This is a genomic window from Streptomyces aurantiaciflavus (assembly GCF_049808595.1).
In the GTDB taxonomy this organism is placed as follows: Bacteria; Actinomycetota; Actinomycetes; order Streptomycetales; family Streptomycetaceae; genus Streptomyces.
In genome coordinates, this window is sequence record NZ_JBNCAQ010000008.1 from 225,378 (window position 1) to 249,275 (window position 23,898).

The following is a 23,898-nucleotide window of genomic DNA, read 5'->3' on the forward strand; positions in this document are numbered from 1 at the left end:
CATCACCGTGAATCGGGGAGTTCTCGTTTCCAGGAATCCCGTAATGCGGTTAGAGTCACCCCATGAGCACTAGCGATTCCATATCCCGCGTCGCCCTCAAGAAAATCACCCCCGACGTGTCGGCGGCGATGGGTTCCCTGCACGGCGCCGCCGTTTCCGCCGCCCAGGACGCCAAGGTCGAACCGGAAATCCTGGAACTGATCAGGATCCGCGCCTCGCAGATCAACGGCTGCGCGTTCTGCCTCGACATGCACACCAAGGACGCCCGCGCCCAGGGCGAGACCGAGCAGCGCGTCTACGCCCTGAACGCCTGGCGGGAGACCCCCTTCTTCACCGAACGGGAGCGCGCCGCACTGGCGTTGACCGAGGCCGTCACCCTGGTGCACGACGGGCACGTCCCGGACGCGGTGTACGCGCAGGCCGCGGAGGTCTTCGACGAGGAGCAGATCGCGGCACTGATCTGGGCGGCCACCGTCATCAACGCCTACAACCGGATCGCCATCGCGACCCGCATGGTTCCGGGGGCCTATCAGCCCGCCCAGAAGTAAAACAGAATTCAGGCAGCGAAAATTGTGCCGGGTCGAATCTCATTCGATCCGGCGCAATTTTCCGTATGGAACTCGACGGGGTTCTGTGCGGAAATTCAGTGGGTCGGCAGCGGCTCCGTCGCGTCGTCCAGCCATCGCCGCCATTCCGGGGCGCGCACCGCCGGCCCGGCCGTCATCGGCCGTCCCGTCCACTCGGTCACCGGCCGGATGCCGTGCAGGGCGTTGACCAGCCACACCTCACGGCCGTCCAGCTCGGCCACCGTCCGCTCCCGGTGGGCGACGCGCAGGCCCAGGCGCCAGGCCCGCTCCTGGAGGAGGCCGAGGGTCACACTGGGCAGGACGGGCAGCCGCGGCGAGGGCAGGCACAGGGTGTCCTCCTCCCACCACAGCACGCCGGCGGTGGTCGCCTCCAGCACCGCGCCGGAGGCCCCGATCAGCACCGCCTCCTCCGCGCCCGCACCGGACGCCCGCCGCCGGACCCGGGCCAGCGCCTCCAGATCCGGTCCCTTGCGGCGCGGGACGGTACGCGGATCGGGCTGTCCCGCCGCCCAGACCCGGATTCCGGTGCCGAGCGGGGGAGCGGGTCGCAGCAGCAGCCGCAACTCCAGGGAACCGGCCGCCAGTTCGACCCGCGGGAACCACTCGCCCGTGCGCGGCAGCGCGTCCGTCATGTCCCGCCAGAACTCCACGAGCCGGCGCGGCGACGGCCCGCCGCACTCGCCGCAGGACCGCGCGAAGCGCTCCCGGTGCCGGTCGAGACCGCGCACCCGGCCGTCGCGCACCAGCCACGAGTCCGCCACGAGCAACCGCCCGCCGGCCGCCGCGCCGGACGCCAGGCCCCGGCCGGGCGTCCACGCCAACAGCTCCTCCACCGTCCCCGGTTGTGCCACCGACGCTCCTTCCTCAGTACTTGCGGCCCGCGAGGACCGGCGCCCCGTGCCGTGGCCCGTACGGCGCGTGCTCCAGCCACGACCCGCACCACGGCAGGACCGGCGCGAGAGCCGCCGCCGCGCGCTGCTTGACCCGCACGATCCGGCGCCGCGGCCGCAGGTGGTCCAGCGCGGCCGCGGCGGCCGAGCTGTTGAACAGGGCCGCCGCACGCCGGGACGCGTCGAAGTAGGCGACCGCCTCCGCCGACCCCGCGGCGATCGCCTCCGCGGCCGCCGCCGCGTCCGCGATGCCGCTGTTCATGCCGCGCGCGCCGAACGGCGGGAAGAGATGCGCCGCCTCCCCGACGAGGAGCACCCGCCGGTGCGGATCCGTGAACGAGGCCGCCACCTTGTGCAGGAAGCGGTACGTCGACACCCACAGGATCCGCTCCGCGTACCCTTCTCCGACCACCGAGGGCAGCCAGGCCCGTACGGCCTCCTCGGTGCCGTACGCCTCCCGGGTGTCGTCGTCGCGGCACTGCAGGTCGACCTGGAAGCCCCCGGTGAACGGCACCCGCATCACACTGCGTCCGCCGACACCGGGATGCTCGTAGTGGAAGACCCGCTCCAGCGGCAGCTCGGCGCCCGGGACGTCGGCCACGTCGACGACGACGTGGAACCCCTCGGCGTGACTGCCCTCCATGGCGATGCCCAGGGCGTGCCGGAGGGTGGAGCGGGCGCCGTCGGCGGCGACCGCGTAGCCGGCCCTCCACTCCCGCCCGTCCTCGCCCGTCAGCACGACATCCGTCGGCGAGACCCTCACGTCCGTCACCCGGGCGTCCCACACGGACTCCACCCCCGCCCGCTCGCAGGCGGCCCGCAGGAAGCGCTCGGTGTCGAGCTGGCGCAGGCTGGTGAACGGCGGCCGTCCCGAGGGCGGCGGGAAGGTCCGGGAGTACACCTCACGCCCCCGGTAGAGGGTGCGCCTGGTCTGCCAGGTCCGCCCGTACGAGGCGATCTCGGCGGCGAGCCCCGGCTGCATCCCGTCGAGCAGGCCGAGGGTCTCCCGGTGCACGAACAGGGCCCGGCTGCCCGGCCGTTCGCGGTCTTTCGGGTCGGCTTCCAGCAGGACGACGTCCAGCCCGCGGGCCCGCAGCGCGAGCGCCGCCGACAGGCCCACGGGACCGGCGCCGACCACCACCACCTCGTTCACGCGCGCGCACCCTCGGCCAGCATGCGGGTGATCTCCACCCGCTTCACCTTCCACGTGGCGGTCATCGGCAGCTCCTCGAACCGCCACTGCCGCGGCTCGGCCATCGTGGGCAGGTCGGCCGTGGCCTCCCGCCAGCGGTCCGGGTCCAGCGGCCGTTCGCCCCGGACGCACACCACCGGCACCGGCTCCCGGTCCGCGCCGGGCACGATGACGACCTCGCGCAGCTCCTCCAAGCGGGACATCAGCGTGTCCTCGACCTCCAGGTTGCTGTGCACCGCGTCGATCTGGTCGACCTCACGGTCGATGAGGTGCAGGGCGCCCAGCCGGCTGCGGTAGCCCATGTCGCCCATCTGCCACCACTGGCCGTCGAGTTGGCGCTCGTACTGCTCCCGGGCGCCGAGGTAGGTGAGGATGCGGCCCCTCGTGCGGGCCTCGATCCGGCCGGGCGTGCCGGGCGCGGCCCGCCTGCCGTGGTCGTCGGTGACCCGGACCCGGGTGAAGCCGGGTATCCCGATCCCGACGCGGCGGCCGTCCGCGCGGGCGGCACTGCGCCGGGTGAACCACTGGAACGCCACCGGCCCCGTCTCGCTCTGCCCGTACAGCTGGATCAGCCAGGGCGTACGCCGCTTCGAGGCGTCCAGCAGCCGTCGTACGGTGCGCGGATGGATCGCGTCGAACGTGGAGCCGTAGGACCGCACCCGGGACAGCGGCGCTCCGGGGGCGTCGGCCAGTTCCTCCCACAGCACGAACGTGTTGGGGTGGGTCTCGACGATGCCGGGCCGGTGCCGGGTCAGCAGCGGTCCCACCGTGGCCGGCTCCGGGTCGGTGATCAGCACGAGCGGGCTGCCGAAGTGCAGCAGGACGCCGAGCAGATGGTAGAAGCGCGAGTGCACGAAGGACATGTGCAGGGCGGCGGTCTCGCCGCGGGTGGGCCAGCCCATCGCCTGCTGCGGCACGAGCCGGTTCCACATGGTGTTCGCGCAGTGCACGGCCAGCTTGGGGACACCGGTGGTGCCCGAGCTGTGGGTGATCAGGGAAGGCTCGCGGGGGTGGAGCCGGACGGGCGCCGGCGGTTCGGCGCCGGCGTACTTCTCCAGCCGGACGGCGCCGGGCGCGTCGTCCACGGACAGCGTCCCCCGGACGAGCGCGGCGACGTCGACGTCCTTCAGCGGGCCCTCCAGCCGGGTCCGGTCGGTGATCAGCCAGGGCCGGCGCAGCCGACCGAGCAGCTGCCCGACGACCGGGCCGGCCAGGGCGGGCGACAGCAGCACCGGCACGGCGCCGATCCGGGACACGGCACAGGCCAGCAGCACGATGTCGACGTTGTCCGTCTTGTGGACGACCACCTGTTCCGAGGGCCGTACCCCGGCCTCCCACAGGCGGCCCGACAGGTCCTCGACCAGGTCCGCGAGCACGGGGTAACCCAGATCCACACCGAGCTCGGGGGCGACGTCCAGCGGGCGGTCCAGGGTGACCGGGACGGCGCCGTGACGGTCGGCCGCACGGCGGAACACCGGGCCGAGATAGAACGCGCGGTCGCTGAAGAGGGGCTGCTGGGGCATGGGACCGCTCCTTTCTGTTGGGCTCACCACGCGGCCTGGCGGACCAGGTGGCGGCGGAGCTTTCCGGTGGGGGTCCGCGGCAGTGACGTCACGAAACTGACGCTGCGGGGGACCTTGAAGGCGGCGAGACGGTCGCGGGCGAGGCCGAGGAGGTCGTCCTGCAGCCCGGCCGCCGGCCCTGCCACGGGGACGACGAAGGCACGCAGCCGGCTGACGCCGCGCCCGTCGGTCACCGCCGCGACCGCGACCTCCTTGACCGCCGGGTGGGTGCGCAGCACGGCCTCCACCTCCAGCGGGGAGACGGTGATACCGCCGACCATCTCCATGTCGTCGCTGCGGCCCAGGTGCCGGTAGGTGCCGTCCGGTTCGCGGCGGGCCCGGTCGTGGGTGGCCAGCCAGCCGCCGACCAGGGTGCGGGCCGTCTCCTCGGGCCGGTTCAGGTAGCCGGGCGTCACCGTCGGCCCGCGCACCCACAGTTCGCCCTCCGCGCCGTCCGGCACCGGGCGCCCGGCACGGTCGCGCAGTTCCACCTCGAAGCCGGGTACGGGGCGGCCGACGGTGCCCGGGTGGTTGTGGTCGACGCCGTTGGCGCAGAAGGCGTGCCCGGCCTCGGTGGAGCCGATCTGTTCGAGGACCGGCGCGCCGAGCAGCTCGCTCACCTGCCGCCCGAGCTCGACCGGCAGCCCTTCGCCGGCCGACACCGCCGCGCGCACCGAGGCGAAGCAGGCCTCGTGCCCGCTGCCCCGGTCGGCGACCAGCGCGGCGTAGGCGGACGGCACGGAGTAGAGCAGGGTCACCCGGTGCCGGGCGACGAGCTCGTCGACGGCGGCCGGGGTCGGCCGGCGGTCCACCAGCACGGCGGAGGAGCCGGAGAACAGCGGGAAGACGAAGGCGTTGCCGAAGCCGTAGGCGAAGTACAGCTTCGAGACCGACAGGGTCACGTCGTCGGGGGTGATCCGCAGCAGCCGCCGGCCGATCAGGTCGTGGTACGCCTTCGGGTCGGCGTGCGTGTGGACGACGCCTTTGGGGCGGCCCGTGGTGCCGGAGGTGTACTGGATGTACAGGGGAGCGTGGGCGTCGACCTGATGGGCGTCGGCCGGCTCGGCGGTGGCGCTGAGCGCGAGCAGCTGGTCGGCGCCGAGGCCCGCCAGGCCGGCGAACCCGTCCTCCAGGCCCGGCCCCGTCACACACAGCACGGCTTCGCTGTCCTGCGCCAGGAACGCGTGCTCGGCGGCGGGGAGTTCCGGGTTGACCAGCACCGCCACGGCCCCGAGCCGGGCGACGCCGAGGAAGGCCGTCACCCAGGCGACCCCGTCGGGCAGCGCGAGCACCACCCGGTCACCGGGACGCACCCCCTGATCCCGCAGCACGGAGGCCGCCCGAGCCGCGAGCGCGTGCACCTCCCCGTGCGTCCAGACCCGATGCCCCTGACGGAACGCGGCCCGCTCCGTCCACCCCCGCAGCTCGGCCAACGCGGCGAGCCCGGCGGCGAGATTGCCGGGGGCGGCAGCCGCGGGAGCGGCGGGGCACGCGGCCTTGCCGGCCGACGGAGCGACACCGACGTTCCGAGCCGTCGCGGCTCGCGCGGTGTCGGTGTTACGAGCCGACGGTGTGGCCGCGCGCCGTGCGGCCGTCGTCGTACGCGGGCTCTTCATCGGGCGGCCTCCTCGGCGGTGGCCGGGCGCGAAGCCTTGGCGGCCAGGGGAACGACCGTGAAGGTCCGAGTCGTCGCGGCTCGTGGGGTGTCGGTGTCCCGCGGAGGCGGTGCGTCCGTGGGCCGTGCGGCGGTGGTGCGATCCGGGGTGTTCATCGGGCGGCCTCCTCCGGTGTGGCGGGGACGGGCGACCGGTCGCCGGGCGTGCGCAGCCGACGTGTGCCCGCCGGAACCGCCCCCTCGGACGTCTCCCGCTCCCGCACGGCTCGCAGGGCCCGCATCTGGGCCGCTGTCTTCAGCAGCATCTCGTCGTACTCCGCGGCCGGATCCGAGTCGAGGACGATCGCGCCGCCGGCGCCCAGGTGCAGCAGACCGTCGGCGAGGACGGCCGTGCGGATCACGACGGCCAGGTCGGCGCCGCCGCTGCACCCCAGGTAGCCGAGGGCGCCGGAGTAGACACCGCGGGCCTCGGTCTCGAGGGAGTCGATGATCTCCAGGGTGCGCAGCTTCGGCGCGCCGGTCATCGACCCGGCGGGGAAGCAGGCGCGGACGCAGTCCACCGCGTCCGTGCCCTCGCGCAGCCGGCCCTCGACGGTGGAGACCAGCTGGTGCACGGTGGCGTACGACTCGGTGGCCATGAGCCGGGAGACCCGCACCGTCCCGGTCCGGCAGACCCGGCCCAGGTCGTTGCGGAGCAGATCGACGATCATCAGGTTCTCCGCACGCGTCTTGGCGTCGGCCGCCAGCGCGTCCCGCAGCCGGGCGTCCTCCTCCGGGGTGTCGCCGCGTGGCGCGGTGCCCTTGATGGGCTTGGCCTCGGCGACGCCGTCCCGGGTGATCCGCAGGAAGCGCTCGGGGGAGGAACCGGCCACGTCGAGCTCCCCGAAGCGCAGGAAGGCCGCGTACGGCGCGGGGTTGGCGCGGCGCAGCTCCCGGTAGAAGCCGTACGGGTCGGACGGGGCGGGTAAACGCGCGGCGTCGGTCAGGCAGATCTCGTAGCTGGTGCCCGCCCGCAGTTCCCGCTTGCAGGCCTCGATGTCCGCGAGGTACGTCGCCCGGTCGCGGACCAGCCACGGCTCGGCGGCACCGAGGTCGGGCTCGGCCGGTCCGGGCGGCGGCGCCTGGTCCGGGTCCGGGGACACGAAGGTGAGCTGGGCCACCGCGCTCTCCAGCCAGTCGGCAGCCTCCCGCGCGGCCTGCGGGGTGTCCTCCGCCAGGCAGACCGCGTAGGTGAAGCCCTCCTCGTGGTCCACCGCGATCAGCCGGTCGGCGAACAGCCAGCACGCGTCCGGCGTCGTGGACCGGTGGCGGTTCGGGGAGCCGCAGTCGGCCTTCGTCTCGTAGCCGAAGTAGCCGACGTATCCGCCGGTGAAGTCGAAGGGCAGCCCGGTGGCGTCCACCCGGCGGTTGCTCAGCTGCCGCTTGAGGTAGTCGAAGACGCTCGCCGCGACCTTGCGCGGGGGCCGCCCGGCCCGCTCGATCTCACAGCGGCCGGCCTCGACGTCGTACCGGACGAACTCGGCGAGGGGGCCGCTGTCGTCACCGAAGAAGGAGAAGCGGGAGAGCCCCTGCTCGACCCGGGAGCTGTCCAGCCAGAACGCGCGTGGCGAGGAGCCGTACATGCGGGTGAAGGCGGCCTCCGCGTCGACCGCGGTGGCGATGCGGCGGGTGTGCAGGCGGTAGACCGGGAGTTCGGCGCGCCGGGGCCGCGGGACGGTCACACTCGGCGGGACGTCCGCGGAGCGGGCGGCCACGGGACGGGGGACCGCGGGGCGGGGGATCGCCGCCGCGGACGGGGTGACGGCGGTGTTCTTCGTACGTGGCTTGCGGGCCAGCTCGGCCGTGAGGTTGCGGAAGTTCACGAGCATGCGGTGGCCGTGGTCGGTGAGGACCGACTCCGGATGGAACTGCAGTCCCCACAGCGGCCGGCTGCGGTGCCGCAGCCCCATCAGGACGCCGTCCTCGGACCACGCGGTGGCCTCCAGCGTCGCGGGCAGCGGCTCGCGCACGGCGAGGGAGTGGTAGCGGACCGCGGTGAAGCCCTGGGGCAGTCCCTGGAACAGGTCCCGCTCGTCGTGCCGGACCGTGGACAGATGCCCGTGCCGCGGCTCCGGCGCCGGCCCCACCTGGGCCCCCTCGCCCAGGGCGACGCCCTGGTGGCCCAGGCAGACGCCGAGCACGGGGATCGTGGCGGCCGCGAGCACCCGCGCGCTGATCCCGAAGTCCCGTGCCTCGGCCGGGTGCCCCGGGCCCGGTGAGACCACCACGTTGTCGAACCGCGCGAGATCGGGAATCGCGTCGGCCGGGGTGTCATTGAGGATCACCACCGGCTCCTCGCCGTTGACCTCGGCGATCAGCTGGAACAGGTTGTACGTGTACGAATCATAATTGTCGATGAGCAGGGTCTTCACCCGCCCACCTCCCTTTGGTCGTTCTCGGGCCTATGCGGTCCGTCGTCTGTGACGTCCGCGCAGCGCCTGGAGCGGCGGATACAGCCATTTCTTGAAGAAACGCTGGAGCCGCGGCATGAGAATCCAGGTGACAAGAGCTGTCACACACAGACACAAGAGCAGCGTACGGACGAACGGATTGAGGCCGCCGAGATAGGGGAGCACGATCAGATTGAACAGGAGCACCGGCGGGAACACGGCGCTCATATTCACGAACCACAGCTTCCATTTCTTCGGCGGTGCGGGCGCGGCGGGTTGGGCGGTCTGGGACTCGAACCAGGTCTGGGAGCCCCGCACGCTCCTGCGCCCCGTCCGCCGGGCGAACCGCTCGACCCGGCTGTCCCACTCCGTTCGGGCGGTCGAGTCCTCCCAGGCCCGAGCCGTGCCTTCGCTGGCGAAGCGATAGACCACATGCCACTCCGCCTCTCGGTCGACGAGGACACCACCCCCCATGAAGCCCGGTTGCCGCGCGCTCGCGCCCAGCATGGCCCACCCCCAGGAGTGGAAGTCGGCCTCGTGGCCCGGCGCCACCTGAAAGGCCAGGGTGACGGTGACGGGATTACTGGTCACGGTCTTGAGTACGCAAGGGAACGGCCCCGCGTTCACAGTTCGTTCAAACTTCTACGACTGTCCGGATCGTGACCCTTGACGGCTTTTTCGACGGACTTGGCATCTTCTGTCGATTGGTACTGCGGGTAACTTTCCCGGAATTCCTGGAAGCGGTTGCCGGTGAGTTGGAAGAGGTGCACGATCGGCGTTCCGGATCGAAGGAGATTCATGTCCAGGTACGACTGGAATCTGACCCACGATGGAATCGAACGGGCGCGTTCCGAGATCGAAACGGTGCGGAAAGAAGTCACCGCCCACCCCATTTACCAGCGAATAGACACCCGGGAACGCATGGCCACGTTCATGGCCCACCACGTCTTCGCGGTGTGGGACTTCATGTCCCTCCTCAAGTCGCTGCAGCGGGACCTGACCTGCGTCGACGTCCCCTGGGTGCCGCGCGGCTCCGCGGTCGGCCGGCGGCTGATCAACGACATCGTGCTGGTCGAGGAGAGCGACGAGCTGAACGGCGGCTTCACCAGCCACTTCGAGCTGTATCGCGCGGGCATGGCCGAGGCGGGCGCCGACACCACCCGGATCGACACGTTCCTCGCGCTGCTCGAGGAGGGCCACGAGGTGTCACCGGCGCTGCGCGTCGCCCAGGTCCCCGAGCCGGCGGCCGAGTTCGTGCGCACGACGTTCGGCATCATCACCGACGCACCACTGCACTGCCGGGCGGCCGCCTTCGCCTTCTCCCGGGAGGACCTCATCCCGGACATGTTCGACCAGGTGATCAAGAAGGAGGGGACAAACCGGTTCCCCCTCTTCTGCGACTACCTCGCCCGCCACATCGAGGTCGACGGCGAGGAGCACACCCCCATGGCCATGCAGATGGTGGCCGACCTCTGCGGCACCGACGACACACGCTGGCAGGAAGCCGTCGACACGGCGACCCTCGCCCTGCGGGCCAGGGCCCGCCTGTGGGACGGCATCACGGAAGCCATGACCTGACGGGCGCAGGCCTCTCGGCCGCCAAGGCCCCACCCCGAGAGCACGCCCCCCTCGACCGCGTCGAGCCGGCGGCTTCAGCCCCTCGCGGGGAACGCACCCGTCCCAAACGGTGCAAAAAGGTTGCAGGCGGGCGGCGGACCCAGGGGCCCGTGGCCCCCGCTCTCCCACCGACTCTCTAGGCTGACCGCCGGAAACTGCGACAACCTGCGGCACACAACGGGGAGACGGGACATGGCGGACACACGTCGGCAACTTCGCTCGGGCACGGTCGTACTCGGAGGCGTGGGCCTGCTCGCCGCGGCCCTCACCGCCTGCTCCTCCGACCCCGACAAGCGCTGCGTCGACCGCGACAGCTACACCCTCGCCAAGGGATACAAGGTCGTCTCCGACAAGAACTGCAAGTCCACGAAGACCTCGTCCGGCGGCGTCTGGTACTACGGCGGCAAGAAGAGCGGCTCCTGGGTCGACGGCGGTTCCTTCAGCAAGCCCGGCAAGGGATCCGGCGGTTCGAGCAGCAGCGGCGGCAGCAGCGGCGGCGGTGTCGACCGCGGCGGCTTCGGCGGCGGCGACGGCGGCAGCTCCGGCGGCTGACCCCAACCCACAGGACACGCCGCATGGAACGCCTCACCATCGAGCCCCGCCCCGGCTGGCAGCAGACCGTCGAGGAACAGGGGCTCGTCTACCCGCTCACCCGCCACCCCGACGGCGTTCTGCGCCCCTACTGGGACGAGAGCGCCTACTACTCCTTCACGCTCACCGAGGTCGAGGCGCTGGAGGAGGTGGTCGAGGAACTCCACCGCATGTGCCTGGCCGCGGCCGAGCACCTCGTCTCCGAGAACCGCCTCGCCGACCTCGGCATCACCGACCCACGCGTCGCCGAGGCGGTCACCGAGGCGTGGCACCGCCGCGCCGAACTCCCGTCGGTCTACGGCCGCTTCGACCTCCACTACGACGGCACCGGCCCGGCCAAGCTGCTGGAGTACAACGCCGACACCCCCACCTCCCTGGTCGAGGCGGCGAGCCCCCAGTGGTTCTGGATGGAGGAACGCTTCCCCGGCGCCGACCAGTGGAACTCCCTCCACGAACGCCTCGTCGACGCCTGGCGGAAACAGGCCCCGCTCCTCCCGCCCGGCAGCCCCCTCTACTTCGCGCACTCCATCGCCGACGAACTCGGCGAGGACCTCATGACGGTCGCCTACCTCAAGGAGACCGCCGAGCAGGCCGGTCTGGACACCGCCTGGATCCCCATGGAGGACATCGGCTGGGACCGCCTCTCCGGCCGCTTCGTCGACCACCAGCTCCGCTTCATCCGCAGCTGCTTCAAGCTCTATCCCTGGGAGTGGCTCACCACCGACCGCTTCGCCGGCCAGGTCCTCGACACCCTCGACAACGGCGGCGGCACCGGCAGCACCCTGTGGATCGAGCCCGCCTGGAAGATGCTCCTCAGCAACAAGGCGCTGCTGGCCATCCTCTGGGAGCTGTACCCCGGCCACCCCAACCTCCTCCCCGCCCATCTCGACGGCCCGCGCGAACTGGCGAGCACCACGGGCTACGTCGCCAAGCCGCTCCTCGGCCGCGAGGGCGCCGGCGTGACCGTCCACGAACCGGGCGCCGCCCCCGTCGTGCGTGAAGAACCCTGCTGCTACCAGGAGCTGGCCCCCCTGCCCGCCTTCGACGGCAACCACGTCGTCCTGGGCGCCTGGGTCGTCGACAACGAGTCCGCCGGCCTCGGCATCCGCGAGTCCTCCGGCCTGATCACCGACGAGTACGCCCGCTTCCTTCCCCACGTGATCCTTTAGGGGGGAAGCGCCGAGGGGGGCCGGAGCGGCCGAGCGGGGGGTCGGCCGCCGCCAAGGCGGGAGCCGGGAGACGAGTGCTGGGAGTCGGTTGGGGGGTGCCGAGGGGGGAGCCGGGAGCCGTCGAGTCGGGAGGCGGGAGCCGGGAGACGAGTGCTGGGAGTCGGTTGGGGGTGCCGAGGGGGAGGCCGGGAGCCGTCGAGTCGGGAGGCGGGAGCTGGGAGCCGGTTGCCGACGGGGGAGCCGGGAGCCGCCGAACGGGGGTCCGGAGCGGCCGAGGCGGGAGATGAGTGCGGGGAGTCTGTTGCCGCCGAGCGGGGGAGGCGGGAGCCGCTGAGTCGGGAGGCGGGAGCAGCGAGCGGGACCGAGCGCCAGGAGTCGGGAGGCGGGAGCACGGAGCGGGATCGAGCGCCGGGAGTCGGGAGGCGGGGGGAGCAGCGAGCGGGACCGAGCGCCAGGAGTCGGGAGGCGGGAGCACGGAGCGGGACCGAGAGCCGGGAGCACGGAGCGGCACCAAGAGCCAGGAGTCGGAGCTGAGGGTTTAGAGGCCCAGCACCGCCCGCAGTTGGTCCAGTCCCCAGTCCAGGTCCTCCCTGCTGATCACCAGCGGCGGAGCGATCCGGATCGTCGGCCCATGGGTGTCCTTCACCAGCACACCCCGGTCCATGAGCTTCTCGGCGATCTCGCGCCCGGTCCCGTACCGGGGCGCCAGGTCGACGCCCGCCCACAGCCCGCGCCCGCGCACCTCGGTCACCCTTCCGGTGCCGGTCAGGGCCCCCAACTCCCGGAGCAGATGCTCCCCGAGCTCCGCCGCCCGCGCCTGGAACTCACCCGACCGCAGCATCGCGATCACCTCCAGCGCCACCGCACAGGCCAGCGGGCTCCCGCCGAACGTCGACCCGTGGTCCCCGGGCCGGAAGACACCGAGGACCGCCTCACTGGACACCACCGCCGACACCGGCACGATCCCGCCCCCCAGCGCCTTCCCCAGCACATACACGTCCGGCACCACCCCCTCGTGCTCACACGCGAAGGTCCGCCCGGTCCGGCCCAGCCCCGACTGGACCTCGTCGGCGACGAACAGCACGTTCCGCTCCCGCGTCACCTCCCGCACCGCCGCCAGATAACCCGCCGGCGGCACCACCACCCCCGCCTCGCCCTGGATCGGCTCCAGCAGTACCGCGACCGTGTTCTCACTCACCGCCGCGCGCAGCGCCGTCACATCCCCGTACGGCACGATCTCGAAGCCCGGCGTGTACGGCCCGTAGTCCGCCCGCGCCTCCGGGTCCGTGGAGAAGCTGATGAGCGTCGTCGTCCGGCCGTGGAAGTTGTTGCCCGCGACGACGATCTTCGCCATCTCCCCCGGCACGCCCTTCACCCGGTACCCCCACTTCCGGGCCGTCTTCACCGCCGTCTCCACGGCCTCCGCACCGGTGTTCATCGGCAGCACCATCTCCATCCCGCACAGCTCCGCCAGCTGAGCGCAGAACGCCGCGAACCGGTCGTGATGGAACGCCCGCGAGGTCAGCGTCACCCGCTCCAGCTGCGCCTTCGCCGCCTCGATCAGCCGCCGGTTGCCGTGTCCGAAGTTCAGCGCCGAGTAGCCCGCCAGCAGATCCAGATACCGCCGCCCCTCCACGTCCGTCATCCACGCCCCGTCGGCGGTTGCGACGACCACCGGCAAGGGGCGGTAGGTGTGCGCGCTGTGCGCGTCGGCGGCGGCGATGAGGGTTTCCGTCGTGCTCACGGGACCTCCAGAGGTCGGCCTGCGGTGCGGCTGCCCTCCCTTCCTATAGTCGCTCGCATGGTGGACGTCGGACCTTCGGCCTGCGACGCGCCCGGTAGGCTGGCGAACGGGCCGTGACTGGCGCGCTGGGATGGGACGGACCATCGGGGAGCGGCCCTTGTGTGACCGAGTGCCGTGCGCCTGGGCCAGACCGAGAACCGTGACCGCTTGCACGCCACGCCACCCGGAGGCCGACGACATGTCAGAGCAGCAGCCCCTCTCCACCGAGTCCACCGCCTTCCGCGCCGCCCTCGACGTGATCCGCGCCGTCGAGCCGCGTGTCGCCGACGCGATCGGCCAGGAGGTCCACGACCAGCGCGAGATGCTCAAGCTGATCGCCTCCGAGAACTACGCCTCCCCGGCCACCCTCCTGGCGATGGGCAACTGGTTCAGCGACAAGTACGCCGAGGGCACCGTCGGCCGCCGCTTCTACGCCGGCTGTCGCAACGTCGACACCGTCGAGTCCCTCGCCGCCGAGCACGCCAGGGAACTCTTCGGCGCCCGCCACGCCTACGTCCAGCCGCACTCCGGCATCGACGCCAACCTCGTCGCCTTCTGGGCCGTCCTCGCCCAGCGCGTCGAGGCCCCCGCCCTGGAGAAGGCCGGCGTCCGCCAGGTCAACGACCTCTCCGAGGCCGACTGGGCCGAGCTGCGCCAGGCCTTCGGCAACCAGCGCATGCTCGGCATGTCCCTCGACGCCGGCGGCCACCTCACCCACGGCTTCCGCCCGAACATCTCCGGCAAGATGTTCGACCAGCGCTCCTACGGCACCGACCCGGCGACCGGCCTCATCGACTACGACGCCCTGCGTGTGTCGGCCCGCGAGTTCAAGCCGCTGATCATCGTCGCGGGCTACTCCGCGTACCCCCGTCTGGTGAACTTCCGGATCATGCGGGAGATCGCCGACGAGGTGGGCGCGACCCTGATGGTCGACATGGCGCACTTCGCGGGCCTGGTCGCCGGCAAGGTCCTGACCGGTGACTTCGACCCGGTCCCGCACGCCCAGATCGTCACCACCACCACCCACAAGTCCCTGCGCGGCCCGCGCGGCGGCATGGTCCTGTGCGACGACTCCCTCAAGGACCAGGTCGACCGCGGCTGCCCGATGGTCCTCGGCGGCCCCCTCCCGCATGTCATGGCAGCGAAGGCGGTGGCCCTGGCGGAGGCCCGGCAGCCCGCCTTCCAGGACTACGCCCAGCGGATCGTGGACAACTCCCGTGCCCTGGCCGAGGGCCTGATGCGCCGCGGCGCGACCCTGGTGACCGGCGGCACCGACAACCACCTGAACCTGATCGACGTCGCCACCTCCTACGGCCTCACCGGCCGCCAGGCCGAGGCCGCCCTCCTCGAGTCGGGCATCGTCACCAACCGCAACGCCATCCCCGCCGACCCGAACGGCGCCTGGTACACCTCGGGCATCCGCATCGGCACCCCCGCCCTGACCACCCGAGGCCTGGGCACGGCCGAGATGGACGAGGTCGCGGGCCTGATCGACCGCGTGCTCACGACGGCCGAGCCCGGCACGACCAAGTCGGGTGCCCCCTCCAAGGCCGCCCACGTCCTCGACCCCAAGATCGCGGACGAGATCTCCCGCCGGGCCACCGACCTCGTGGCCGGCTTCCCGCTGTACCCGGAGATCGACCTCGGCTGAACCGGCCCCACCACCCTTCCCGGGCCCGGGCTGAACAATCCCCCTCATGCTCCCCTCCGCATGTCTCCGTCAGCGGGGGGGCGGGGTCAACCCCGGCCCCCCCGGGGGGGGTGTGCCCCGGGGGGGGGGGCCCCGGCGGGGGGGGGGGGCCCCCGGCGGCCCCCCCCCGGGGGGGGGGGGGGCCCGGAACGTCACCCGGGGAAGTCCACCCAGTTGAGGCAGACCGTGGAGGACTTGGCCTCGTTCGTCACCCCGTTGACGGTGAACCGCACGGTGCCGCCGTAGGGGCCGCCGGTGGCTCCGGCTCCCCAGTCGTAGCAGTCGGGGACGACCGCGGTGGGTCCGTAGCAGGCCCGCTGGGTGCCGGTGCTCAGCGTCATCTGCTCGCAGGAGGCGTCGCCGAAAGCGCTGTCGATGGCGCCGGAGACGGAGACGGCCCGGCCGGAATGATTGTTCACGACCAGGACGACCTGGGCCTTGCCCAGGTCGCTCACGACGAGACAGCCCTGGAAGTTCACCCCGGCGACCGCGGTGTGCGCCACGCTCCTCTCGCAGTCGGTGACCTTGCCGACCGCCTGCCACTGCGGCGCGGCCACGGCCGTGCCGGAGCCCAGGATCACGCTGCCGAGCACGGCGGCTCCCGCCGAGATCGTCTTCACCGTGTGACGCATGGCGTCCCCCCTCTGTGATGCCGACACGAGATTCGAACGCTAGATCAATTCAGAGGGGGGCGCTCTTCCTTTTGGCGGGTCACCGCCCTTTTTCGGACAACGGGCCGGGGCGGAGCCGTGAGCGGGCGAGGGTGCCGATCAGCCCTGCTTCGGCGCCGTGGAAGCCACTCGGCGCAGGGTGAAGGAGTGGCCGGCGGGGTCGGCGTAGCCGCGTTCCTCGTACGGGCCGGGGGCGCCCTTGGCTTCGAGGGGGCGGCCGCCCAGGCCCACGACCCTGCGCTCCGCCTCGTCCAGGTCGTCGACGAGGAAGTCCAGGTGGGCCTGGAGGGAGTTCTCGGGGCGGGGCCAGCTGGGCGGTGTCGCGTTGACGTCGCGGCGGAAGGCCAGCCGGGTTCCGCCGGCGCCCTCGACCTCCACGCGGTTGGCGGTGACGTCGGTCTCCCGGGCGTCCAGCAGCCCCTTGTAGAACTCGGCGAGCTTCTCGGGCTCGGCGCAGTCGAGCACCACGACGCCCGCTTTCACCAGTGCCATGTCTCCTCCGCAGGTCCTTGTGCGGGGACGGACCGGCACCGCCCCCGAACCTTGCGGATACCCCGGTTTCAGTCGCCCACCAGCCATTCCCCGTCCCGCATCAGCTCCCGCCCGACCAGTTCGTCGGCCTCGCGCCAGGCCTGGATCCGGCGGGGCAGGACCCGGAAGTACAGGTAGGGCGCGGCCAGTCGGCGCGGGTCGAAGCCGGTCTTGCCCGCGAAGATCTCGGCGTCCTCCTCCGGCAGGTCGGCGGGCTCCACGGCCACGGCGGTGCCCTCGACGAGCACGACGTCCCGGGTGGGGCCGATGCCGACGCGGGCGACGCCCGTGTTCAGCAGGTTCCGGCCGGTGGGACTGGTGGCCGGGGTGGCGAACAGGAGGGTGGCGCCGTCCCACACGAAGGAGAGCGGGACCAGGTACGGGGTTCCGCCGTCCGGCGCGGCCGTGGCGACCCAGGCGTCGACGTCGTGTTCCAGCCGGTGCAGGGTGTCGCGCTTGCGCTGCTCTGCGGGGCGTGCGGGTGCTGAGGTCATGTCTCCAGTGTGGCCGCCGGCACCCGTGTGCGCGGGAGCTTCGCGATCAACGACCGAGATCGGGCGGTCCGACGGCGAGCGAGGTTCGCCGCCCAGGAACTTCCTGGACACCTGTCCAGCTATAGTGGACACCTGTCCAAGAGAAGAAGACTTGAGGAAGAGGGAGAACACCCATGGAAGCCGTCGCGAACGTGCTGGTGACGCTGATCGCCGCGCTGCATCTCTACATCCTGGTGCTGGAGATGTTCCTCTGGCAGAAGAAGCCGGGGCGGTCGTTCCACGGCTTCGACGCGGAGATGGCGCGGGCGACCGCCGCGATGGCCGCCAACCAGGGCCTGTACAACGGGTTCCTCGCGGCGGGCCTGGTGTGGGGGCTGATCGCCGCGGATCCGACCGGCTTCCGCGTCCAGGTCTTCTTCCTGTCCTGTGTGATCGTCGCGGGCGTCTACGGCGCGGTCACCGCGAACCGCCGCATCCTGGTCGCGCAGGCCCTCCCCGGCGCCCTGGCCCTGGCCGCCGTCCTCGTCGCACAGTGAGCCGCGGCGCGCCCGAGGACCCGCGGGCGGCCCGGACCCGGGCGAGGCTGCGGGCGGCCCTGCTCGAGGAGTGCGCCGAGCGGCCGCTGGAGGAGGTCGGCGTGGCCGCGCTGGTGCGGCGGGCGGGCGTGGGCCGGGCCACCTTCTACGTCCACTACGCGGACCTGGAGGCCCTCGCGGTCGACGCCTGCGCGGACGTCGTACGCGAGGCCGTGGAGGCGCTGCACGCCTGGCGGGGGCGGCCCGATCCGGTGCGCGCGCCGGCCGCGCTCGCGGAGTTCTTCGCCTCCCTGACCCCGCACGCGGCGCTGTACCGCACCCTGCTCGCCCCGGGCGGCGGCGGGCCGCTCGGCCGGGTGCTGCACCGGGACCTGCGGGCGTACAGCCTGCGGGAGCGCGAGCGGGCGGGGGCGGCGGACGCGCCGCTGGTCGCCTCCGCCGTCGCCGCCACCTTCGCCGGGGTGCTGGCCGACTGGCTGCACGGCATGCTCGACGCCACGCCCGCCGAGATCGCCGACCAGGTGTGGCAGTTGCTGGTCGCCCTGCACGCGAGCCGGTGACGCGTCACTTGCAGGCGATCACGTCCTTCGCCGAGGGCCAGGCCTCGACGCCGTCGGGCGTGCGGACGTACGCCGTCGCCCGGTCGTCCGTGAGCCACAACTGCCGGTCCTCGTAGCGGTATCCGGTGTCGTGCGCGTCGGCGGGCATGCGGACGTCCCCGTCGTACGGGGCGTTCAGCAGGCCGGGTTCGAGGACGCCGTCGGGGTCGCGGACGTACGTCCTGGCGTCCGCGCCCCGGCCCAGTGCCAGGAAGCGTGCCCGCTGCCAGCCGCAGTGCTCCGCGCCGACGAACGTGTGGATCCGTGTGACCGGCTGCCGTTCGCCGTGCTCGTCCGTCCAGATCTCGTGCCAGGAGGAGTCGGTGAAGTCCGCCGGGAGTTCGGCCGGGTCGCAGGAGGCGCTGGTCTCCGGGCCCCAGCCGGGCCGGTCCTGCTGGTCGCGGGCGACCACGACCGCCACCTTCGTCCGGCCGCCGACGTCGAAGGAGTACAGCACCCGGTCGGCGTCCCCGCGCTCCGCGCGATAGCCCGACCGGGGCACTTGCGGGCCGAACATGTCGAAGTAGAGCCTCAGTCCGTCCTCCGGTGTGTCACCGCCGTCGCCCTTGCTCCATCCGTCGGGCCCGCCGCCGTCGTACATCTCGCCGTCGCACTCCAGCGCCCGGCCCGCCGCGCCGGACGCGGCGAGCAGGGCCTGTGGGGTGTCCCCGTCCAGTTCCCTGGTGGGGATGTTCAGCGGGCCGCTGTACGGCGTCGCCGGGGGTGTTCCCTCGACCACGACGTCCCGCCCTTTTCCGCCCCCGCACGCCACCGCCGTCACGGCCGCCAGCACCGTCACCGTCACGAGCCCTCTGCGCATTCCCGCCCCTGTTCCACCGGCTGTCCCTGCGCTTCTGCGACGCCGCGGCGGTCCGGAACGTTCAGTGGGCGGCCTGAAAGGTCCGCGTCCCGCCCGCGCCGCGACCTCGGTCGTCAAGTCCCCGTCGGCGCACGCCGGTCGACCGCCGACGGCGCCCGTCGGCGGTGCCTGGTGGCGGCCGTCCGCCACGCCGAGGACGTGGCCGTCGCCGGCGTGCGGGCCCTGGCAGGCTGTGGCCTCATGAGCACTGAGCGCACGATGCGCGTCATCCGACAGGACGTCCTCGGCGGTCCCGAGGTACTGCGGGAAGTAGAGGTGGAGCGGCCCGAGCCGCGTCCCAACGAGGTGCTGGTGCGGGTGCGCGCCGCCGGAGTGAACCCCACCGACTGGAAGCACCGCGCGTCGGGCGGCTTCCTGGGCAAGCCGCCGTTCGTGCTGGGCTGGGACGTCTCCGGCACGGTCGCGGAGGTGGGCATCGGCGTCGCCGCCTTCCGGCCCGGGGACGAGGTCTTCGGCATGCTGCCCTACCCGCACGGCCACGGCTCGCACGCCGAGTACGTCATCGCGCCGGTCCGCGCCCTGTGGCACAAGCCGGCCTCGATCGACCACGTCCAGGCGGCCGCGCTCCCGCTGGTCTCGCTGACCGCCCTGCAGGCGCTGGGCGAGGTCGCCGGACTGCGGGCCGGACAGCGGATCCTGATCCACGCGGCGGCCGGCGGTGTCGGGCATGTGGCCGTGCAGATCGCCAAGGAGCGCGGCGCGCACGTGACCGGCACCGCGAGCGCCGCCAAACACGGCTTCCTGCGGGAACTGGGCGCCGACGAGGTGATCGACTACCGGGAGACGGACTTCACCGAGGCCGTGAAGGACGTCGACGTGGTGCTGGACACCATCGGCGGGAGCACCGCGACGGGCTCCCTGCGCGTCCTGCGGCCGGGCGGCGTCGTGGTGTCGATCCTGCCGGTCGGGTCGCGCGGGTTCTTCGAGGAGGCCGAGGCGCTCGGTGTCCGCGCGGTGCGCATGCTCGTCGACGCCGACCGGGCCGGGATGCGGACGATCGCCGAGATGGTCGAGGCGGGCACACTGCGGGCCACGATCGCCGGGACGTTCCCGCTGGCCGATGCCGCCGAGGCACACAGGCTCGGCGACACCGGCCGGACCACCGGGAAGCTGGTCCTGACCGTCGGCTGACGGTCCGTCGACGCAGAACGTGGCTCAGAACGTGAGCACGGGCTTGATGGTCTTGCCCGCGGTCATGTCCCGCACCGCCTGGTCGATGTCCTCGAACGCGTAGGTGCCGATCAGGCGGTGCAGCGGGAGCCGTCCCTCCTTGACCAGCCGGACGAGGGCCGGGATGAAGGTCTGCGTCTCGCTGTCGCCGAGGGTGAGACCGACGACCTGCTTGCCGCCGAGCAACCCGTTGACGTCCAGGGCGACCTCGCTGCCGAAGGGCGGGGCCCCTACGACGACCAGGGTGCCGCGAGCGGCGAGCGCGTCGACGCCCTGGCGCAGGACACCGACGTTGCCGGTCGTCTCGACGACGCCGTCGGCGCCCTGGCCGGCGGTGATCTCGGCGATCGCCTCACCGAGGACGGCGGAACCGGCGTCCACGGTGTGCGTGGCACCCAGTTCCCTGGCCAGTTCGAGGCGTTCGGCGACGCGGTCGACGGCGACGATCGTGGTGGCCGGGGTGAGCGCGGCCGCCATGACCGCCGAGAGGCCGACGGCTCCGGCGCCGAGGACGACGACCGTGCTGCCGGTCACCGGCTTCAGCACGTTCCAGACGGCACCCACGCCGGTCTGCACACCGCAGCCCAGCGGGGCGATCGAGGCCAGCGGTACCTCCGGGTCCACCTTGACGAGGCTGCGTTCGTCGACCAGTGCCCGCTCGGCGAAGGAGGACTGGCCGAAGAAGTGGCCGCCGAGGGGCTCGCCGTCCCGGCTGACGGTGCTGGTGCCGTCGGCGCGGCGACCGCCGATGAGGTTCAGCGGCAGCCAGGTGGAGCAGTAGGCCGGGTGGCCGCCGTGGCAGTTGCGGCAGTCGCCGCAGGAGGTGAAGGACAGCACGACGTGGTCGCCGGGGGCCACGCCGGTGACGGCCGAGCCGACCGCCTCCACGACTCCGGCGCCCTCGTGGCCGAGGACCCCGGGCAGCGGGAAGGGCAGTCCGCCGCTCGCCACACCCAGGTCGGTGTGGCACAGTCCGGTCGCCACCAGGCGGACGACCGCCTCGTGCGGTCCGGGGTCGTCCAGGACGACGTCGGAGAGGGTGAAGGGCGCTCCGGCGCTCTCGACGACGGCGGCGCGTGTGGTGATGGGCATCGCGGGAACTCCTGGGGGACGGCGCTCAGTCGAGCGAGACGACGACGGACTTGACCTTGGTGTAGGAGGCGAGCGCCTCGGGGCCGTACTCGCGCCCGAAGCCCGAGTCCTTGACGCCGCCGAACGGGACGGCGGGGTCGAGCATCGCCCAGTCGTTGACCCACACGATGCCGGCCTGGAGCCGGTCGGCGACCCGGTGGGCCCGGGCGAGGTTGCCGGTCTGCACACCCGAGGCCAGGCCGTACGGCGTGGAGTTGGCGAGGGCGACCGCCTCCTCCTCGCTGTCGAAGGGCTGGACGGTGAGGACCGGGCCGAAGATCTCCTCCTGGATCACGCGGGAGTCGTTGGCCAGGTCGGCGATCACGGTGGGCTTGTAGTAGTAGCCGCCGTCCAGGTCGAGGCGCTCACCGCCGCAGACGATCCGTGCGCCCTCCTTGCGGGCGAGCTCGACGTACTCCTCGACCTTGCGCAGGTGCCGCTCCCCCGCCATCGGGCCGACGACGGTCTCCGGCCGGCGCGGGTCGCCGACGGGGACGCCGGGGACGGCCTCGGCGAGGATGTTGAGCAGGGTGCTGTGGACCGGGCGGGCCACCAGCAGACGCGGGCCGCCCATGCAGAACTGGCCGGTGTTGAAGACGAAACCCTTGATGATCGCGCCGACGGCCTTCTCCAGGTCGGCGTCCTCGAACACGATGTGTGCGGCGTTGCCGCCGAGTTCCATGGTGACCGGCTTGAGGGACTCGCCGGCGACGCTCGCGGCGTGCCGGCCGATCGCGGTGGAGCCGGTGAAGGCGATCTTGTCGACGCCGGGGTGGCGCAGCAGCGCCTCGCCGGCGACCGGGCCGGTGCCGGTGACCACGTTGACGACACCGTCGGGGACGCCGGCCCGCTGGAGCAGCCCCGCCATGTACAGGGCGCTGAGCGGGGTCTCGTCGGCGGGCTTGTGCACGACCGTGTTGCCGGCGGCGAGGGCCGGGGCGATCTTGGACCCGGCCAGGATCAGCGGGAAGTTGAACGGGGTGATCGCGGCGACCACACCGATCGGGCCGCGCTTGGTGTACGCGTGGGCGTTCATGGGGACGTCGCGGGTGGCGCCGTCGAGGGAGTACGCCAGGGACGCGTAGAACTCGTAGTCGTTCGCCGCGTTCGTCACGTCGACGGCGTGGGCCAGGGTGATCGGCTTGCCGACGTCGAGGCTCTCCAGCCGGGCGATCTCGTCGGCCTCCTCGCGGATCAGCTCGGCGACCCGGTACAGGACGCGGCCACGCTCCCGGCCGCTCAGCCCGGACCACTGGCCGGCGTCGAAGGCCTCGCGGGCGGCCCGCACCGCGGCGTCCACGTCGGCGGCGCCCGCCTCCGCGACGGTGGTGACGACCGCGCCCCGGGACGGGTCGACCACCTCGGTGCGCGCTCCGTCGGCGGCCTCGCGCCACTGTCCCCCGATGAAGAGCCGACCGGGGTCGATCTCGAAGGTGGTCATCGCCACTCCTCAGCTTCGTCGCCAAGATTTCAACCAACAGGATTCCTGTTGGTCCGCAGTCTCATTACAGACAGGTTTCCTGTCAATGCTCTAGGCTCGCCCTCATGGCCGGCACCCAGACAACCAAGGCACCCCCGTCCCTGCTCTACATGGTGAAGCAGGTGGAGCTCGTCGTGCGCTCCCATCTGGACGAGCTGGTCAAGCCGTCCGGGATCACGGCGCTGCAGTACACGGCGCTCACCGTGCTGGAGCGGCACGACGGACTGTCGGCCGCACAGCTCGCCCGGGACTCCTTCGTCACCGCCCAGTCCATCGCCGACCTGGTGCGCTCCCTGGAGGGCCGTGGCCTGATCCGCCGCGAACGCAATCCGCGCAACCGCCGCGAGCTGCTGATCCTGCTCACCGAGGAGGGGCGCGAGCTGCTCGCACGGCACGCGTGTTCGGTCCGGGAGCTGGAGGAGCGGATGGTGCGGGACCTCACGGACCGCCAGGCCGACCAGTTCCGGCTGGCCCTGTCCAAGGCGTGGCAGGCCCTGTCGTAGAGACGCGACAGGCACTGCCGCGGAAGCACGGCAGGCCCGGCCGCACGGGCCCGGCCCGTGCCGCCGTACGACCTCCCTCACCTCTTCGTTCACGACGCGAAAAAACTCGGTCGAGACACGACGTCATTTCGAAGACATATGTCAATCGAACATGCTGGAATTCACCCCATCGGGGGTAACTTGCTGAGGCGGGGAACTGCTGTGCGCTCCCCCGCCGTTGGAGGCTCCCGACCGGTGGAGCTGTGTGGGAGGCGATGTCGTCGTGCAGCAGGAACCCGCCGCGGGCGCCCCGCATCTGCGTGTCCGGCAGGACCGCGGATTCACGGTGCTGGAGTTCCGCGGCGAGATCGACATCGTTGCCGCGACGGAGATCGCCCCGCGCCTCGACGAGGCCACGGCGGGCCCCGCCCCCCGGGTCGTGCTCGACCTGAGCCGGATCGACTTCTTCGACTGCTCCGGGCTGCGCCTGCTCTACCGCGCCCGCGGCCGCGTACTGGAACACGGCGGGCAGCTGCACCTCGTCTGCGCCCACCCGCTGACCCTGCGCATCCTGCGCGCCACCGGACTGTCCCGGCTGCTGCCGCCCGCGCCGACGCTGGACGCGGCCCTGGAGAAACCCGAGGCCACGTCCGGCTCGTTATGACCGCGCCCCCGCGCGCCACGTGACGACCTTCGTGACCCGGCCGGCGCCCACCGTCCGCCCGCCCTCACGAACGGCGAACCTCAGCCCCACCTCCATGGCGCCCGTCGGCGCCGAAGCCGCTCCTCTCCGCCCCCG

24 protein-coding genes, 1 pseudogene and 1 riboswitch are annotated in these 23,898 nt (G+C 72.4%); of the genes and pseudogenes, 10 read left to right on the forward strand and 15 right to left on the reverse strand.

The window, feature by feature from the left end:
- Window positions 1–62 precede the first annotated feature (62 nt).
- On the forward strand, window positions 63–548 hold the full coding sequence (locus tag ACPT94_RS11690) for a carboxymuconolactone decarboxylase family protein (protein ID WP_360335003.1): 486 nt from the start codon (window positions 63–65) through the stop codon (window positions 546–548).
- 95 nt (window positions 549–643) lie between these two features.
- Here ACPT94_RS11690 and ACPT94_RS11695 read toward each other — a convergent pair whose 3' ends face one another.
- From ACPT94_RS11695 to ACPT94_RS11725, 7 genes are read right to left on the reverse strand one after another with little or no spacing between them, the layout of a single operon-like run.
- Window positions 644–1,438 (reverse strand): aminotransferase class IV, encoded by a 795-nt coding sequence (locus ACPT94_RS11695; RefSeq protein WP_425245770.1) that lies wholly within the window; start codon window positions 1,436–1,438, stop codon window positions 644–646.
- A gap of 13 nt (window positions 1,439–1,451) precedes the next feature.
- The gene (locus ACPT94_RS11700) at window positions 1,452–2,630 is read right to left on the reverse strand and encodes an FAD-dependent oxidoreductase (RefSeq protein WP_425245771.1); all 1,179 of its coding nucleotides are present in this window, start codon (window positions 2,628–2,630) and stop codon (window positions 1,452–1,454) included.
- A complete protein-coding gene (locus tag ACPT94_RS11705) occupies window positions 2,627–4,192 on the reverse strand; it encodes a class I adenylate-forming enzyme family protein (RefSeq protein ID WP_425245772.1) in 1,566 nt (521 codons plus the stop codon). Before ACPT94_RS11705 ends, ACPT94_RS11700 begins: the two co-directional genes overlap by 4 nt.
- A 23-nt stretch (window positions 4,193–4,215) precedes the next feature.
- Window positions 4,216–5,847, reverse strand: coding sequence for a benzoate-CoA ligase family protein (locus ACPT94_RS11710; RefSeq protein ID WP_360334997.1), 1,632 nt, complete (start codon window positions 5,845–5,847; stop codon window positions 4,216–4,218).
- Window positions 5,844–6,002 (reverse strand): hypothetical protein, encoded by a 159-nt coding sequence (locus ACPT94_RS11715; RefSeq protein WP_425245773.1) that lies wholly within the window; start codon window positions 6,000–6,002, stop codon window positions 5,844–5,846. Before ACPT94_RS11715 ends, ACPT94_RS11710 begins: the two co-directional genes overlap by 4 nt.
- A complete protein-coding gene (gene pabB, locus ACPT94_RS11720) occupies window positions 5,999–8,257 on the reverse strand; it encodes an aminodeoxychorismate synthase component I (RefSeq protein ID WP_425245774.1) in 2,259 nt (752 codons plus the stop codon). Before pabB ends, ACPT94_RS11715 begins: the two co-directional genes overlap by 4 nt.
- 30 nt (window positions 8,258–8,287) lie before the next feature.
- The gene (locus ACPT94_RS11725; RefSeq protein WP_360334991.1) at window positions 8,288–8,866 is read right to left on the reverse strand and encodes a putative antibiotic biosynthesis monooxygenase; all 579 of its coding nucleotides are present in this window, start codon (window positions 8,864–8,866) and stop codon (window positions 8,288–8,290) included.
- A 207-nt stretch (window positions 8,867–9,073) separates the two neighbouring features.
- On the opposite strand from ACPT94_RS11725, the gene ACPT94_RS11730 reads away from it, so the two are divergent.
- The 3 genes from ACPT94_RS11730 to ACPT94_RS11740 all read left to right on the forward strand — a co-directional run bounded on the left by ACPT94_RS11730 (window position 9,074) and on the right by ACPT94_RS11740 (window position 11,652).
- Window positions 9,074–9,853 (forward strand): DUF3050 domain-containing protein, encoded by a 780-nt coding sequence (locus tag ACPT94_RS11730; RefSeq protein ID WP_425245775.1) that lies wholly within the window; start codon window positions 9,074–9,076, stop codon window positions 9,851–9,853.
- Between the two features lie 231 nt (window positions 9,854–10,084).
- Window positions 10,085–10,444: a hypothetical protein gene (locus tag ACPT94_RS11735; RefSeq protein ID WP_360334987.1), complete on the forward strand. Its 360-nt coding sequence runs from the start codon at window positions 10,085–10,087 to the stop codon at window positions 10,442–10,444.
- 23 nt (window positions 10,445–10,467) lie between these two features.
- On the forward strand, window positions 10,468–11,652 hold the full coding sequence (locus ACPT94_RS11740) for a glutathionylspermidine synthase family protein (protein ID WP_425245776.1): 1,185 nt from the start codon (window positions 10,468–10,470) through the stop codon (window positions 11,650–11,652).
- A 538-nt stretch (window positions 11,653–12,190) separates the two neighbouring features.
- Here ACPT94_RS11740 and rocD read toward each other — a convergent pair.
- Complete coding sequence (rocD, locus tag ACPT94_RS11745) at window positions 12,191–13,396, reverse strand: ornithine--oxo-acid transaminase (RefSeq protein WP_360334983.1); 1,206 nt, start codon at window positions 13,394–13,396, stop codon at window positions 12,191–12,193.
- Between the two features lie 103 nt (window positions 13,397–13,499).
- Window positions 13,500–13,589, forward strand: a riboswitch (ZMP/ZTP riboswitch).
- Window positions 13,590–13,634: 45 nt separating this feature from the next.
- On the opposite strand from rocD, the gene ACPT94_RS11750 reads away from it, so the two are divergent.
- Complete coding sequence (locus ACPT94_RS11750) at window positions 13,635–15,086, forward strand: glycine hydroxymethyltransferase (RefSeq protein ID WP_360334981.1); 1,452 nt, start codon at window positions 13,635–13,637, stop codon at window positions 15,084–15,086.
- A gap of 191 nt (window positions 15,087–15,277) precedes the next feature.
- On the opposite strand, the gene ACPT94_RS11755 is transcribed toward ACPT94_RS11750, so the two are convergent.
- The 3 genes from ACPT94_RS11755 to ACPT94_RS11765 form a co-directional block, all read right to left on the reverse strand.
- A complete protein-coding gene (locus ACPT94_RS11755) occupies window positions 15,278–15,757 on the reverse strand; it encodes a hypothetical protein (protein WP_425245777.1) in 480 nt (159 codons plus the stop codon).
- Between the two features lie 138 nt (window positions 15,758–15,895).
- Entirely contained in the window at window positions 15,896–16,288 is a 393-nt protein-coding gene (locus ACPT94_RS11760; protein ID WP_425245778.1) for a VOC family protein, read from the reverse strand.
- Between the two features lie 68 nt (window positions 16,289–16,356).
- Window positions 16,357–16,821, reverse strand: a complete 465-nt coding sequence (locus tag ACPT94_RS11765) for a pyridoxamine 5'-phosphate oxidase family protein (protein WP_360337008.1) — start codon at window positions 16,819–16,821, stop codon at window positions 16,357–16,359.
- A 173-nt stretch (window positions 16,822–16,994) separates the two neighbouring features.
- Between ACPT94_RS11765 and ACPT94_RS11770 the strand changes: the two genes are divergently transcribed.
- Window positions 16,995–17,357 carry a DUF1304 domain-containing protein gene (locus ACPT94_RS11770; protein WP_425245779.1) on the forward strand — a complete coding sequence of 121 codons (363 nt, stop codon included), beginning with the start codon at window positions 16,995–16,997 and terminating at the stop codon, window positions 17,355–17,357.
- On the forward strand, window positions 17,354–17,917 hold the full coding sequence (locus tag ACPT94_RS11775; RefSeq protein WP_360337010.1) for a TetR/AcrR family transcriptional regulator: 564 nt from the start codon (window positions 17,354–17,356) through the stop codon (window positions 17,915–17,917). Before ACPT94_RS11770 ends, ACPT94_RS11775 begins: the two co-directional genes overlap by 4 nt.
- A 4-nt stretch (window positions 17,918–17,921) precedes the next feature.
- Here ACPT94_RS11775 and ACPT94_RS11780 read toward each other — a convergent pair whose 3' ends face one another.
- The gene (locus tag ACPT94_RS11780; RefSeq protein WP_425245780.1) at window positions 17,922–18,776 is read right to left on the reverse strand and encodes a hypothetical protein; all 855 of its coding nucleotides are present in this window, start codon (window positions 18,774–18,776) and stop codon (window positions 17,922–17,924) included.
- A 240-nt stretch (window positions 18,777–19,016) separates the two neighbouring features.
- Here ACPT94_RS11780 and ACPT94_RS11785 point away from each other — a divergent pair, with 240 nt between their 5' ends.
- A complete protein-coding gene (locus tag ACPT94_RS11785) occupies window positions 19,017–19,967 on the forward strand; it encodes an NADP-dependent oxidoreductase (protein WP_425245781.1) in 951 nt (316 codons plus the stop codon).
- A 24-nt stretch (window positions 19,968–19,991) separates the two neighbouring features.
- Here the strand turns inward: ACPT94_RS11785 and ACPT94_RS11790 are convergent, their stop codons facing one another.
- Complete coding sequence (locus ACPT94_RS11790) at window positions 19,992–21,098, reverse strand: NAD(P)-dependent alcohol dehydrogenase (protein ID WP_360337016.1); 1,107 nt, start codon at window positions 21,096–21,098, stop codon at window positions 19,992–19,994.
- Window positions 21,099–21,123: 25 nt separating this feature from the next.
- The gene (locus tag ACPT94_RS11795) at window positions 21,124–22,578 is read right to left on the reverse strand and encodes an aldehyde dehydrogenase family protein (RefSeq protein WP_360337018.1); all 1,455 of its coding nucleotides are present in this window, start codon (window positions 22,576–22,578) and stop codon (window positions 21,124–21,126) included.
- 104 nt (window positions 22,579–22,682) lie between these two features.
- Between ACPT94_RS11795 and ACPT94_RS11800 the strand changes: the two genes are divergently transcribed.
- Together ACPT94_RS11800 and ACPT94_RS11805 are read left to right on the forward strand one after the other, a co-directional pair.
- The gene (locus tag ACPT94_RS11800) at window positions 22,683–23,120 is read left to right on the forward strand and encodes a MarR family winged helix-turn-helix transcriptional regulator (protein ID WP_360337020.1); all 438 of its coding nucleotides are present in this window, start codon (window positions 22,683–22,685) and stop codon (window positions 23,118–23,120) included.
- 262 nt (window positions 23,121–23,382) lie between these two features.
- Window positions 23,383–23,763 carry an anti-sigma factor antagonist gene (locus ACPT94_RS11805; RefSeq protein WP_360337022.1) on the forward strand — a complete coding sequence of 127 codons (381 nt, stop codon included), beginning with the start codon at window positions 23,383–23,385 and terminating at the stop codon, window positions 23,761–23,763.
- On the opposite strand, the pseudogene ACPT94_RS11810 reads toward ACPT94_RS11805, so the two are convergent.
- A pseudogene (locus tag ACPT94_RS11810) lies at window positions 23,758–23,862 on the reverse strand (EF-Tu C-terminal domain-related protein); the annotation flags it as partial. The gene ACPT94_RS11805 and the pseudogene ACPT94_RS11810 overlap by 6 nt on opposite strands.
- Between the last annotated feature and the right edge of the window lie 36 nt (window positions 23,863–23,898).

Excerpts from the sequence above, each read along its gene's own strand:
- ACPT94_RS11750 (WP_360334981.1), top strand. The coding sequence starts at position 13,635 with ATGTCAGAGCAGCAGCCCCTCTCCACCGAGTCCACCGCCTTCCGCGCC.
- ACPT94_RS11780 (WP_425245780.1), bottom strand. The coding sequence starts at position 18,776 with ATGCGCAGAGGGCTCGTGACGGTGACGGTGCTGGCGGCCGTGACGGCG.
- ACPT94_RS11790 (WP_360337016.1), bottom strand. The coding sequence starts at position 21,098 with ATGCCCATCACCACACGCGCCGCCGTCGTCGAGAGCGCCGGAGCGCCC.
- ACPT94_RS11735 (WP_360334987.1), top strand. The coding sequence starts at position 10,085 with ATGGCGGACACACGTCGGCAACTTCGCTCGGGCACGGTCGTACTCGGA.
- ACPT94_RS11755 (WP_425245777.1), bottom strand. The coding sequence starts at position 15,757 with ATGCGTCACACGGTGAAGACGATCTCGGCGGGAGCCGCCGTGCTCGGC.
- ACPT94_RS11760 (WP_425245778.1), bottom strand. The coding sequence starts at position 16,288 with ATGGCACTGGTGAAAGCGGGCGTCGTGGTGCTCGACTGCGCCGAGCCC.
- ACPT94_RS11770 (WP_425245779.1), top strand. The coding sequence starts at position 16,995 with ATGGAAGCCGTCGCGAACGTGCTGGTGACGCTGATCGCCGCGCTGCAT.
- ACPT94_RS11800 (WP_360337020.1), top strand. The coding sequence starts at position 22,683 with ATGGCCGGCACCCAGACAACCAAGGCACCCCCGTCCCTGCTCTACATG.
- ACPT94_RS11730 (WP_425245775.1), top strand. The coding sequence starts at position 9,074 with ATGTCCAGGTACGACTGGAATCTGACCCACGATGGAATCGAACGGGCG.
- ACPT94_RS11765 (WP_360337008.1), bottom strand. The coding sequence starts at position 16,821 with ATGACCTCAGCACCCGCACGCCCCGCAGAGCAGCGCAAGCGCGACACC.
- ACPT94_RS11795 (WP_360337018.1), bottom strand. The coding sequence starts at position 22,578 with ATGACCACCTTCGAGATCGACCCCGGTCGGCTCTTCATCGGGGGACAG.
- ACPT94_RS11710 (WP_360334997.1), bottom strand. The coding sequence starts at position 5,847 with ATGAAGAGCCCGCGTACGACGACGGCCGCACGGCGCGCGGCCACACCG.
- ACPT94_RS11705 (WP_425245772.1), bottom strand. The coding sequence starts at position 4,192 with ATGCCCCAGCAGCCCCTCTTCAGCGACCGCGCGTTCTATCTCGGCCCG.
- ACPT94_RS11785 (WP_425245781.1), top strand. The coding sequence starts at position 19,017 with ATGAGCACTGAGCGCACGATGCGCGTCATCCGACAGGACGTCCTCGGC.
- ACPT94_RS11740 (WP_425245776.1), top strand. The coding sequence starts at position 10,468 with ATGGAACGCCTCACCATCGAGCCCCGCCCCGGCTGGCAGCAGACCGTC.
- ACPT94_RS11690 (WP_360335003.1), top strand. The coding sequence starts at position 63 with ATGAGCACTAGCGATTCCATATCCCGCGTCGCCCTCAAGAAAATCACC.
- ACPT94_RS11715 (WP_425245773.1), bottom strand. The coding sequence starts at position 6,002 with ATGAACACCCCGGATCGCACCACCGCCGCACGGCCCACGGACGCACCG.